This is a genomic window from Pseudorhizobium xiangyangii (assembly GCF_020531965.1).
Classification (GTDB): domain Bacteria; phylum Pseudomonadota; class Alphaproteobacteria; order Rhizobiales; family Rhizobiaceae; genus Neorhizobium; species Neorhizobium xiangyangii.
Map to the genome: position 1 here is coordinate 85,508 of NZ_JAJAWH010000012.1, position 12,183 is coordinate 97,690.

Annotated in this window: 12 protein-coding genes; 8 read left to right on the forward strand and 4 right to left on the reverse strand. The window is 60.1% G+C overall.

The window, feature by feature from the left end:
• Window positions 1-38 precede the first annotated feature (38 nt).
• The 6 genes from LH464_RS12755 (at window position 39) to rplI (ending at window position 4,618) form a co-directional block, all read left to right on the forward strand.
• A complete protein-coding gene (locus LH464_RS12755) occupies window positions 39-1,082 on the forward strand; it encodes an aldo/keto reductase (RefSeq protein ID WP_226786768.1) in 1,044 nt (347 codons plus the stop codon).
• A gap of 159 nt (window positions 1,083-1,241) precedes the next feature.
• On the forward strand, window positions 1,242-1,877 hold the full coding sequence (locus LH464_RS12760) for a DUF2272 domain-containing protein (protein ID WP_226786769.1): 636 nt from the start codon (window positions 1,242-1,244) through the stop codon (window positions 1,875-1,877).
• A 258-nt stretch (window positions 1,878-2,135) separates the two neighbouring features.
• Window positions 2,136-2,597 carry a 30S ribosomal protein S6 gene (gene rpsF, locus LH464_RS12765; protein ID WP_226786770.1) on the forward strand — a complete coding sequence of 154 codons (462 nt, stop codon included), beginning with the start codon at window positions 2,136-2,138 and terminating at the stop codon, window positions 2,595-2,597.
• 22 nt (window positions 2,598-2,619) lie between these two features.
• Entirely contained in the window at window positions 2,620-2,868 is a 249-nt protein-coding gene (gene rpsR, locus LH464_RS12770) for a 30S ribosomal protein S18 (RefSeq protein WP_226786771.1), read from the forward strand.
• Window positions 2,869-3,029: 161 nt separating this feature from the next.
• Window positions 3,030-4,016 (forward strand): DUF2232 domain-containing protein, encoded by a 987-nt coding sequence (locus LH464_RS12775; protein ID WP_226786850.1) that lies wholly within the window; start codon window positions 3,030-3,032, stop codon window positions 4,014-4,016.
• A gap of 26 nt (window positions 4,017-4,042) precedes the next feature.
• Window positions 4,043-4,618, forward strand: a complete 576-nt coding sequence (gene rplI / locus LH464_RS12780) for a 50S ribosomal protein L9 (RefSeq protein ID WP_226786772.1) — start codon at window positions 4,043-4,045, stop codon at window positions 4,616-4,618.
• A gap of 63 nt (window positions 4,619-4,681) precedes the next feature.
• Here the strand turns inward: rplI and LH464_RS12785 are convergent, their stop codons facing one another.
• The 4 genes from LH464_RS12785 to ugpB form a co-directional block, all read right to left on the reverse strand.
• Window positions 4,682-5,734, reverse strand: coding sequence for a sn-glycerol-3-phosphate import ATP-binding protein UgpC (locus tag LH464_RS12785; RefSeq protein WP_226786773.1), 1,053 nt, complete (start codon window positions 5,732-5,734; stop codon window positions 4,682-4,684).
• The gene (ugpE, locus tag LH464_RS12790) at window positions 5,734-6,582 is read right to left on the reverse strand and encodes a sn-glycerol-3-phosphate ABC transporter permease UgpE (protein ID WP_226786774.1); all 849 of its coding nucleotides are present in this window, start codon (window positions 6,580-6,582) and stop codon (window positions 5,734-5,736) included. The genes LH464_RS12785 and ugpE overlap by 1 nt, the downstream gene beginning before the upstream one ends.
• Window positions 6,583-6,591: 9 nt before the next feature.
• On the reverse strand, window positions 6,592-7,473 hold the full coding sequence (ugpA, locus tag LH464_RS12795) for a sn-glycerol-3-phosphate ABC transporter permease UgpA (protein WP_226786775.1): 882 nt from the start codon (window positions 7,471-7,473) through the stop codon (window positions 6,592-6,594).
• Between the two features lie 68 nt (window positions 7,474-7,541).
• Window positions 7,542-8,852, reverse strand: coding sequence for a sn-glycerol-3-phosphate ABC transporter substrate-binding protein UgpB (ugpB, locus tag LH464_RS12800; protein ID WP_226786776.1), 1,311 nt, complete (start codon window positions 8,850-8,852; stop codon window positions 7,542-7,544).
• A 379-nt stretch (window positions 8,853-9,231) separates the two neighbouring features.
• Here ugpB and LH464_RS12805 point away from each other — a divergent pair, with 379 nt between their 5' ends.
• A complete protein-coding gene (locus tag LH464_RS12805; protein ID WP_226786777.1) occupies window positions 9,232-10,734 on the forward strand; it encodes a replicative DNA helicase in 1,503 nt (500 codons plus the stop codon).
• A 283-nt stretch (window positions 10,735-11,017) separates the two neighbouring features.
• Window positions 11,018-12,178 (forward strand): alanine racemase, encoded by a 1,161-nt coding sequence (gene alr / locus LH464_RS12810; protein WP_226786778.1) that lies wholly within the window; start codon window positions 11,018-11,020, stop codon window positions 12,176-12,178.
• Window positions 12,179-12,183 lie beyond the last annotated feature (5 nt).

The following is a 12,183-nucleotide window of genomic DNA, read 5'->3' on the forward strand; positions in this document are numbered from 1 at the left end:
TAAGTTCGCGGCCATCTTCCAAGACAGGATTCACCTTCATGAAGTTCAATAAACTGGGCCGCACGGACATTTCCGTGTCGGAGATTTGCCTCGGCACAATGACCTGGGGCTCGCAGAACAGCGAGGCGGAATCACACGATCAGATGGACCATGCAGCGGAGGCGGGCATTAACTTCTTCGATACCGCCGAGCTCTACCCCACGACACCGGTCAGCGCGGATACCTATGGCCGGACCGAGGAGTTTATCGGCTCCTGGCTGAGGAAGACCGGCAAGCGAAAGGACATCGTGGTTGCGACCAAGGTCGCCGGTAGCGGACGACCGCATATCCGCGACGGTCGCGACCTCGACGGGACGAGCGTGCGCCACGCGCTCGAAACCAGCCTGAAGCGTCTTCAGACCGATTATGTCGATCTCTACCAGATCCACTGGCCAAACCGCGGAACCTATCACTTCCGCCAGGCGTGGAGCTTCGACGCCGCCGATCAGGACCGCAGCAAGGCTGCAGACGATATCGCCGAGATCGTCTCGACGCTCGGCGATCTCGTCAAGGAAGGCAAGATTCGCGAGATCGGCCTGTCGAACGAGAGCGCCTGGGGCACATTGAAATATCTACGCCTTTCCGAGGAACAAGGCCTCCCCCGCGTCGCCTCAATCCAGAACGAATACAGCCTCCTCTACCGGCAGTTCGATCTCGACCTAGCTGAAGTCGCCCATCACGAGAATGTCGGCCTTCTCGCCTATTCGCCGCTCGCAGCTGGCATCCTCACTGGCAAGTATCAGGATGGCGCTCGTCCCGAGGGTTCACGGGCGACCATCAACGGAGACCTCGGCGGTCGGCTGCAACCACTGCAGGAGCCGGCGGTGAAGGCCTATGCCGCGGTCGCCAAACGTCACGGACTGGATCTTGGGCAGATGTCATTGGCTTTCTGCCTCGCACGCCCCTTCATGACCTCCGTCATCATCGGCGCCACGTCGATGGAACAGTTGAAGGCAGCCATTGCAGCGAAGGACGTGACCCTGAGCGACGAGGCGATGAAGGAAATCGCCGGCGTCTACCGGCGGTATCCGATGCCTATTTAAGGCAAACCACGGCTGGATAGTGCTGTCGGCCCAAGCTCAAGCGGGTCGACAGCAGATGGCCGCCGACCGCCGCACCATTGACGAGCACTCACTTATATTGTACAACTTATGGTATTCCGGGCCTGCTGAAGGGACTCAGGCAACTTCAGGGAGAGCCAGATGGCAAAAACAGTTGCCGATCTCATGAATGCGGTCGATGCCGAGTGGAACCATTGGGGCCGATCCACCTGGAACCTCAGGACGGGCAGACGGAACATTTCCCACACTGATGACGAAACACCCTACGCCAACTACGTGATAAGAAACTACAACAGTGCAGGCGGCGGCTCCCCTACTCCGACCGAGATCATGAATGACCACTATTTCTGGTCTGCGGTTGGCATCTCGTTCGCCTTCAAGACGGCCGGCTTCACCAGAAAGGAGTTTCCATTCGCGCAAGCCCACTCCGTCTGGATCCGCAAGTTCGTCGCGGCGCGCAAAAACAACGATAGTTCGGCGCTTTATCATGGCTACCGTCTGCACGAGGCTGCAGCCACGCCGGAAGTCGGTGATGTCGTCGGCTATACCTATGCCCGGGTCAGTTTCAGCGGTGCCCAGGCATATTTTGACAGGACAGGAAGCTATCCGTCTCATACGGATATCGTTGTCACCAAGCGGCCCGGCGAAATCGACGTAATCGGCTTCAACGTGCTTGATTCGGTAACGAAAAAAACTGTCCCTCTCGACAACGCCGGCCTGATTGCCGACCGAAGCCACAAATGGTTCGTCGTACTAAAGCGCAAGGCATTTCACTGAGTCCCTTGCCTTCTCGCCAAAAATCCGTATAAGCCGCCCTGTTCGAAACACCCGGTCTTCTGGCTGGTGGCTGAACGGAGGGTAGGTCGCGAGAGCGGCCGCAGGAACGAAAACGTTCCGGCCTCCCGTGTCTCCGCTCTCGACCGTCTCGATACAACAGCTTTTCTTGCCGGGGTTTTACCCCTTCCAAGAGCAGTCGTTGAGGCTTAGCCGCCGAAACCGGGTGACAAAACAACCGCAAGAAAAGGCAAAGCTTACATGGCTCTTTACGAACACGTATTCCTTGCCCGGCAGGATATGTCCGCTCAGCAGGTTGATGCCCTCGTCGAACAGTACAAGGGTGTCCTCGAAGCTAACGGCGGCAAAGTCGGGCGCGTAGAAAACTGGGGCCTCAAGTCCCTTACCTACCGCATCAGCAAGAACCGTAAGGCTCACTACGCTCTGATGGACATCGATGCACCGGCTGCTGCCGTGCATGAGATGGAGCGCCAGATGCGCATCAATGAAGATGTTCTTCGCTACATGACGGTTTCCGTCGAGAAGCATGAAGAAGGTCCGTCGGCGATGATGCAGAAGCGCGACCGTGACGACCGTCCGCGCCGTGACGGCGACCGCCCGAGCTTCGGCGATCGTGGTCCGCGTCCGGACCGTGGTCCGCGCGAAGATCGTGGTCCCCGCGAAGGTGGCTTCGAACGCCGCCCGCGCGAAGACCGTGCGTAATCGAGCTTAAGGAGAAAACACAATGGCTGACGCATCCTCTGCTCCGGCACGCCGTCCGTTCCACCGCCGCCGCAAGACCTGCCCCTTCTCGGGCTCCAATGCACCGCGGATCGACTACAAGGACGTTCGTCTCCTGCAGCGCTACATTTCCGAGCGCGGCAAGATCGTTCCTTCCCGCATCACGGCCGTTTCCCAGAAGAAGCAGCGCGAACTCGCCAAGGCGATCAAGCGCGCTCGTTTCCTCGGCCTGCTGCCTTACGTCGTAGCTTAATTTGAACGTTGGCCCCGCTGATTAACAGTCAGCGGGTCCAAATCCCTTCGCGTTGGGCGCGGATCGGAGCTTCCAGTATCGCAGATACCTTTCGCTCGAACGGGACCTGCGGAAAACCCATGTTGGGGACGCGCCACAGGCATAATCCCCTAACTGCTCTCATGCAGGACAGCGAGACCGTGAAAACACCGAACCAGACAGCACTGCCGATCGGCATCCTTGCCGGCGTTATTGCCACCCTGCTCGCGCTGGGTGCGATATCGCAGCTGTCGTTCGCATTCATCATCTACGCTGCATCCGCCCTGCCTATCCTGGTCGCCGGTCTGGGCTGGGGCAATCGCGCCGCGATCATCGCCGTGATAACCGCAGCCCTTCTGGGCGCGATCCTCGTATCGCCGCCTTTCGCCGCGATGATGGCCATATTTACGCTTCTTCCGGCGGGATGGCTGTCGCACCTTGCCAATCTCGCACGACCTGCTTCGGAAATCGGCGGCCCGGACGACCTGCTCGCCTGGTATCCCCTGTCCGACATCCTGCTGCATTTGTGCTGCATCGTGACGATCGCGATGATCGCGCTCGGTGTCGTCATCGGCTACGGTCCCGAACTCACCGGCCAGCTGGTCGATGCCATGACCTCCGCGCTGCAGGCTCAGGAACCGGCCTTCGCGCCCGATCCCGCAAACGTCGCGCAGACGAAGGCGACGTTCATCCTGATGCTGCCGATGATCCAGGGCGGGTTGTGGGTGCTGTTCCTGTTTGCGGCGTTCTACATCGCGATGCGCTTCGTTTCCCGCTCGACGCGTGCGCTTCGTCCGCGGGAAGACATGCCGTCCGGCTTGCGGATGAGCCGCAATTCCATCTTCGTTTTCCTTGCCGGCATTCTGCTGACTTTCTTCGGCGGCGTACCGGCCATGGTGGGCGCAACCATATCCGGCGCCTTCGGCGCAGGCTTCCTGATGGCGGGCTTCGCTTCGCTGCATTTCCGCACCAAGGACAAGGACTGGCGCCTGCCCGTTCTCGTCCTCGCATATCTTTCTTCGCTCATGCTGATGCCAGCGTTCGTCATCCTCGTGCTCGGCTTGTCCGACACCCGCCAGACGATCGCGCTGACCCCGGCAAAACCCGATGAATCCAACGTAAACAACTGAAACATCGAACTCGAAAGGACAGATCCATGAACGTCATTCTTCTTGAACGGATTGCCAAGCTCGGCCAGATGGGCGAGACCGTAAAGGTAAAGGACGGCTACGCCCGTAACTTCCTCCTCCCCCAGGGCAAGGCACTGCGTGCCAACGACGCCAACAAGAAGCGTTTCGAATCCGAGCGTTCGACGCTCGAAGCCCGTAACCTCGAGCGCAAGTCCGAAGCTCAGACGGTTGCCGACGCTCTCGCAGGCAAGACCTTCGTCATCGTCCGCTCGGCTGGCGAAACCGGCCAGCTCTACGGTTCTGTCGCTGCTCGCGACATCATCGAGGCTCTGGCTGCAGAAGGCTTCAACGTCGGCCGCAACCAGGTCGACCTGAACACGCCGATCAAGGCCATTGGCCTCCACACCGTTACGCTGCACCTGCACGCTGAAGTCGAGATCACGGTCGATCTCAACGTTGCACGTTCGGCAGAAGAAGCATCCCGCCAGGCCAAGGGCGAAAGCCTCACCTCGGCTGACGCCATCTACGGCGTGGACGAAGACGCACTGCGTCCGGAAGACTTCTTCGATCCGGACGCTGACCGCGACGGCGACGAAGAGTAATCTTCATCGGCCTCTGACATTGAGCCCCCGGCATTGCCGGGGGCTTTTTCGTTTGGTGCTTCGTCAGGCTGATCGCTTGCCGCCGGCATCGAACATGTGAATGCTTGTTCGACCGGCAGCAATGCGGATCATTTCTCCTATCCCGATCTGTGAGCGGCCGGGAACGCGAAACACGATCGTGTTGCCATCGGCAAACGAGCCGTGGACATAGCTTTCGGCGCCAACCAGCTCCACCGCGTCCACCTGCACCTGCCCCAGGAAGTCGGCCGGGGCGTCTGCCTCCGCAATCACGATATCCTCGGGACGAATTCCAACGGTCTCGATGGCGTTAGCCACGCCGGCCGTGTCCGAAAGCCTCCAGCCGCTCCCCTCGCCCAACTGCCGTTTCAGCAGGTTCATGGATGGCGAGCCGATAAACGTGGCGACGAATGTCGATGCGGGCCGCTCATAGAGTTCGATCGGTGTTCCCACCTGCTCGATCCGCCCGGCATTGAGCACCACCAAGCGGTCGGCAAGCGTCATGGCCTCCATCTGGTCGTGGGTGACGTAGACGCTGGTCGTCGCCAGCGAGCGCTGAAGCCGCCTGATCTCGACACGCATCTGCACGCGCAGCTTGGCGTCGAGATTAGATAGCGGCTCGTCGAAGAGAAAGGCCGCCGGCTTGCGAACAATCGCCCGCCCCATGGCCACGCGCTGGCGCTGCCCACCGGACAACTGGCGTGGCCTGCGGTCGAGGAATTGCTCGATTTCCAGCGCCTTGGAGGCCTCGGCGACACGGCGGTCGATTTCATCCTTCGGCGTATTCCGGTTCTTCAAGCCATAGGACAGGTTCTGGCGCACCGTCATGTGCGGGTAGAGCGCATAGTTCTGGAAGACCATGGCGATGTCGCGCTCGGCAGGTTCCAGTCCGTTGATGACGCGACCGCCAAGCACGATCTCGCCCGAAGAGATGCTTTCCAGCCCGGCGATCATACGAAGAAGCGTCGACTTTCCGCAGCCGGACGGCCCGACCAGCACGATCATTTCTCCATCGGCGATCTGCAGGGACACCCCCTTGATGGCGTCGATATTGCCGCCATAGACCTTGCGGACATCCTTGAGTTCAATTTCGGCCATTACTTTTCAGTCTCCACAAGACCCTTGACGAACCAGCGCTGCATCAGCACCACGACCAGCACGGGCGGGATGATGGCGAGGACCGCCGTAACCATGACGTAATTCCACGGGGTGGATGCGTCGGTGAAATCGACCATTCGCCGAAGCCCGATGATGATCGTGTTCATCTTCGCATCGTTGGTGACGAGCAGCGGCCAGAGATACTGAGTCCAGCCATAGATGAAGAGGATCACGAAGAGGGCCGCGATATTGGTCTTCGAGAGAGGCAGAAGGATATCCTTCATGAACCGGAAGGGCCCCGCATTGTCGATCCGCGCAGCCTCGACCATTTCGCCCGGGATCGTCAGGAAGAACTGGCGAAACAGGAATGTCGCTGTGGCCGAGGCCATCAACGGCAGCGTCAGCCCGGCATAGGTGTCGAGCAGGCCGAGATCGACGATCACCTTGTAGGTCGGCAGGATGCGAACCTCCACCGGCAGCATCAGGGTGATGAAAATCATCCAGAAGAAGGCCATCCGGAACGGGAACCGGAAGAAGACGATCGCAAATGCCGACAGGAAGGAGATGATGATCTTGCCGATGGCGATCGCGAGAGCCACCACGAACGTATTGAGCAGAAGCCGTTCAAGGCTGACGCCGACGACCTTTTCCAGTCCGCCCGACATGGCGCCGGAATAATTCTCGACGAAGTGATCCCCCGGTAGCAACGACATCGGTGCACGGATGACCTCGGCAGAGGTCATCGTCGAGGCAACGAACGTATAGTAGATCGGGAAGGCGACGATCAGGATGCCGATCACCAGCATCAGGTGAGCCATCAGCTTCGCAAGCGGACGGTTTTCAATCATGTTCGGCCCTCATCCATAATGCACCTTTTTCTCGACGAAGCGGAACTGGAAGGCCGTGAGCGCAATCACGATGACCATCAGCACAACCGACTGAGCGGCGGACGAGCCGAGGTTCAGGTTCACGAAGCCGTCGTTGTAGACCTTGTATACCAAGGTCTCCGTGGCTCTTGCGGGGCCTCCGCCGGTGACTGCGTGGATGATGCCGAAGGTATCGAAGAAGGCGTAGACGGTGTTGACCACCAGAAGGAAGAAGGTCGTCGGGGCCAACAGCGGGAAGACGATCGTCCAGAAGCGCCGGCTTCCGCGTGCCCCATCGATGGCGGCCGCTTCGAGAAGCGACTTGGGGATGGCCTGCAGTCCGGCGACGAAGAACAGGAAGTTGTAGCTGATCTGCTTCCAGGCTGCCGCGCCTACGACGAGGATCATTGCCTGGTTACCGTCCAGCAGCGGGTCCCACATCACGCCGTTGCGGCGCAGGAGATAAGCGAAGGTACCCATGGCCGGATTGAACATGAACAGCCAGAGCATGCCGGCCACCGCCGGCGCCACCGCATAGGGAATGATCATGAACGTGCGGTAGAAACTGCGCCCGCGCACAACCAGATCGGCAGCAGTCGCCAGCAGAAGCGCCGTTCCCATCGCGAGCGCCGCCGTCAGGATGCTGAAGACGACAGTCACCTGCAGCGAATGCAGGTAGTTCGGGTCACTGAAGATCGCCGAGAAATTGGCGAAGCCGACGAAGGTGCTCCTGAGGCCGAACGGGTCTTCGCGCATAGCCGACTGATAGAGCGCCTGGCTGGCGGGCCAGAAGAAGAAGACCAGCGTCAGGACGATCTGCGGCGCGACGAGCAAGTACGGAAGTATCTTGTTGGGAAATACGACATTCTGCAAAGTGAGGCCCTCCAACAGACAAAGGACCGCCCGGACGGTTTGTCCGGACGGCGTTGAGGAAGGGTTGCTTAGTTGCCGAGCGCCTGCTGGATTGCAGAGTTGCCACGCTCCACGGCCTTGTCGAGGGCTGCCTTGGCATCCTGCTGGCCAGCCAGCATCGCCTCGAACTCCTCGTTCATGATGTCGCGGACCTGCGGCAGGTTGATAAGCCGGACGCCCTTGGAATTCTCGGTCGGCTCCTTGTTCAACATCTGCTGGATAGGCGTTTCGCGGCCCGGGTTCTTTTCATAGAATCCGGATTCTTTTGTCGCCTTGTAGGCTTCCATCGTTACCGGCAGATAGCCCGAGACCTGGTGCAGGCGCGACTGGATTTCGGTCTGCGACAGGAAGTTGAAGAACTCGGCGATACCCTTGTATTCCTCGTCGCTTTTCCCGCCGAAGACCCAGAGGCTTGCACCGCCGGGAGTGGTGTTCTGCGGGCGGCCTTCACCCTCGTGGTAGGGCAACTGGCCGATTCCGTAGTTCAGGCCGCTCTTGACGATATCGCCCAGTCCGCCGGAGGATTCCGTCAGGATGCCGCATTCGCCCGAGAGGAACAGCTGTTTTGCTTCCGACGTGCGGCCGCCATAACGGAAGGCACCTTCCTTTGCGAGATCCGCAATCGACTGGAAATGCTCGACAAACAGCGGCGCGTTGAACTTCAGCTCGACGTCCGTGGCGCCAAGGCCGTTTTCGTTTGTCGCATAGGACACGTTGTTCCAGGCGGCGAAGTTCTCGGTCTGGATCCAGGTCAGCCATGTCGATGTGTAGCCGCAAGGAGCAGCACCGCTAGTCTTGATCTTGCGGGCGGCGTCCCAGACTTCCGGCCAGGTCTTCGGCGGGTTGTTCACATCGAGACCGGCCTTCTCGAAAACGTCCTTGTTGTAATAGAGGATCGGAGAAGACGAGTTGTAAGGGAAGGACAACATGGTGCCGTCCGGCTTTGAATAGTAGGCGACGATGCCCGACAGGTACTTCGACTTGTCGAAGGTATAGCCGCCCTTTTCCAGAACTTCGGCAACCGGAACGATCGCACCTTCCGCACCCATCATGACGCCGGTACCGACGTCGAAGACCTGGATGATGGCGGGTGGCTGCTTGGCACGAAACGCGGCGATGCCGGCGTTCAGCGCCTCCGGATACGTGCCCTTGAAGACCGGCACGATCTTGTATTCACTCTGCTTCTCGTTGAATTCCTTGGCGAGTGCGTCGACTACCTCGTTGTTGGCGCCCGTCATGGCGTGCCACCATTGCAGTTCGGTGGCGGCCAATGCACTGGACGCCCAAAGCATAGACAAGCTGGCAACTGCCGCAGATGCAGCGATCATCTTCGTGGACATGTTTTCCTCCCTGTACCACCAAAATCAGGACACTCCCCATGTCCCGTTCCAGCGGATGGCTACCTCCAGCGCATCCGCCGATCTTTCAAGCCTAAACCAGCTAAACCAAATTTGGGTGCAATGACAATGGGATATTTTCCCGGCGCGTCGCAACGACGCGACCACACCACTCGCCCGCCATCACGAAGCCACTGCCTTGTCGCGAATCAGCGACAAACGTATCTTTTGCCACGGTCAAATGATCTTGACGGTTTTGGTATGCCTTATCCACAGCCTCGTCTTTCGACTGTGGATTTCACGATTGTGGGGGTGGCGATCCGCTCATCTGCCGCAAACTGCTGTATGGTTGCACCGACTCTTAAAGCCACGATTGGAAGACATGCAGGACGTAGCACGCAAGCTGACGGCACTCAGCAACAAGGACGCCGAACCCCATTACCGCGAAGCCCCGAACAATATCGAGGCGGAGCAGGCGCTGCTGGGTGCGATCCTCGTCAACAACGACGCCTATTACCGCGTGTCGGACTTCCTGAAGCCGGCCCACCTGTTCGAGCCGCTGCACCGCAAGATTTTCGAGGTCGCCGGCGACATCATCCGCATGGGCAAGACCGCCAACCCGATTACGCTGAAGAATTTCGTGCCTGCCGACGATCGCGTCGGAGACATGACGGTGGCGCAATATCTCGCCCGCCTTGCCGCGGAAGCCGTATCGATCATCAACGCCGAAGACTATGGCCGGGCGATCTACGACCTGGCGCTGCGCCGCGCGCTGATCCAGATCGGCGAGGACGTGGTCAACATCGCCTACGACGCGCCGCTGGACATGCCGCCGCAGAGCCAGATCGAAGACACCGAACGCCGTCTCTTCGAGTTGGCGGAGACCGGCCGCTACGACGGCGGTTTCCAGTCGTTCAACGACGCGGTGACCCAGGCGATCGACATGGCCGGTGCCGCCTTCGAGCGCGACGGGCACCTTTCCGGCATCTCGACCGGCATCATGTCGCTTGACGGCAAGATGGGCGGCTTGCAGCGCTCCGACTTGATCGTGCTTGCAGGACGCCCCGGCATGGGCAAGACCTCGCTTGCCACCAACATCGCCTACAACATCGCCGCGTCCTACGAGCCGGAAGTGCAGCCCGACGGATCCTTCAAGGCAAAGAACGGCGGCGTCGTCGGCTTCTACTCGCTCGAAATGTCGTCCGAACAGCTCGCCACCCGTATCATTTCCGAGCAGACGGAAGTCTCCTCCTCGAAGATCCGCCGCGGTGACATCACCGAGGCCGATTTCGAGAAGCTCGTCGCCTGCAGTCAGATGATGCAGAAGGTGCCGCTCTTCATCGACCAGACCGGTGGTATCTCGATCGCCCAGCTTTCTGCCCGCGCCCGCCGCCTGAAGCGCCAGCGTGGCCTTGATTGCCTGGTGGTGGATTATATCCAGCTGATGACCGGCTCCGGCAAATCCGGGGAGAACCGCGTCCAGGAGATTACCCAGATCACGACGGGCCTGAAGGCGCTCGGCAAGGAGCTGAACGTCCCCATCGTCGCGCTGTCGCAGCTCTCTCGTGGCGTGGAAAGCCGAGAGGACAAGCGTCCGCAGCTCTCCGACCTTCGTGAATCGGGCTCGATCGAGCAGGACGCGGACGTCGTGCTCTTCGTGTTCCGCGAGGAATACTACGTCAAGAACATGGAACCCCGCGACATCAGCGACCCCAAGTATCCGGAATGGGAAACCCTTTTCGACAAGGTGAAGGGCACCGCGGACGTGATTATCGCCAAGCAGCGTCACGGACCGACCGGCACCGTCAAGCTTGCGTTCCAGGCCGAATACACGCGCTTTACGGACCTGGCCGACCCATCGTTCACGGCCTACGAAGAGCCTTGAGGCACATCCGCGGCGGGATCACATTCCCGCCGCCCGCAGGGCTGCGACGCAGCCCCGACTGCCTCTTTCACCGATACTTCCCGGCATCGATGCGGCCAAAGCGCATGCCATGGCATCATCGCGTGGCCACACGGCATGGCGTTTGGTGCGGGCTTCTGAGAAACGCTGTGCATGGCGGCATAATAACCCTCGGAGGCATTACCCTATTGAGCAAAAGTGATAGGCTGCCCGAAAAGACGCGGGCAACCGCGGCTTATTCCATGCCTTTGTTCCCAGGAATGCCATGACTGACCAAGACTTCCTTCCCGCCGATGCCGACGAGTTCGACATCGCTCCTGTTCGCTTGACCGTCGACCTCGCCGCACTGACGGATAACTGGCGGGATATGGCACGCCGGTCCGGCAAGTCGCGGACAGCCGCCGTCGTCAAGGCGGACGCCTACGGCTTGGGCTTGGAGGATTGCGGCATCGCCCTTTACGAGGCAGGAGCACGCGATTTCTTCGTGGCTGTCGTTCAGGAAGGCGTGACGCTTCGCGCCTATGCTCCAGATGCCCGTATATTCGTCCTCTCGGGGATATGGCCGGGACAGGAGCATCTGTTTTTCGAACATGACCTGGTACCGGTACTGACCTCCGAGGAACAGCTTGCCCTGTGGATGGCTGTGGTGGCAGAGCATGGCGATCACCCCTGCGCCCTGCAGGTGGATACCGGCTTCAACCGTCTCGGCTTGTCCATGCAAGAGGCGATCGAGCTGGCCGACGATGTGTCCCGGCCGGCCAGTTTCTCGCCCGTCCTCGTCCTGTCGCATCTTCACAGCGGCGACATGCCGTCTGCTCCAAGCAACAAGGCCCAGCTTGAGTCTTTCCAGAAAGTTAGCGCCGCTTTCGAAGGAATCGATTCAAGTCTTTCAGCGTCTGCCGGAATTTTTCTGGGAGAGGATTACCACTTCGATCTCACCCGGCCGGGCATAGCGTTATATGGTGGCGAGGCCATCGACGGCATGAAGCCGCTCCGGACGGTGGCAAAGGCGGAAGCCCGTATCATCCAGATCCGCACAGCCGGGACCGGCGACACGGTTAGCTATGGCGCCACCTATCAGCTGACGCGACCGAGCCGCCTGGCCATCGTTTCCGTCGGTTATGCGGATGGCTACCTCCGCTCGCTGTCGGGTTCCGGCGTTCCGCTGCGCGCCGGCGGAACTCAAGGGGGCTTCGGCTTCATTGCCGGGCACCGGATCCCCGTCGTCGGACGGATCACCATGGACCTGACAATCTTCGACGTCACCGACGTTCCGGAGAACGAGATCAAGACGGGCGATTACGTCGAGCTCTTCGGCCCCAACATCCCGCTCGACGATGTGGCGCGTGCAGCCGGGACGATCGGCTACGAAGTGCTGACCGGCCTGGGGCTGCGCCACGAACGACGGTATATCTATCCCGATTGATGTCC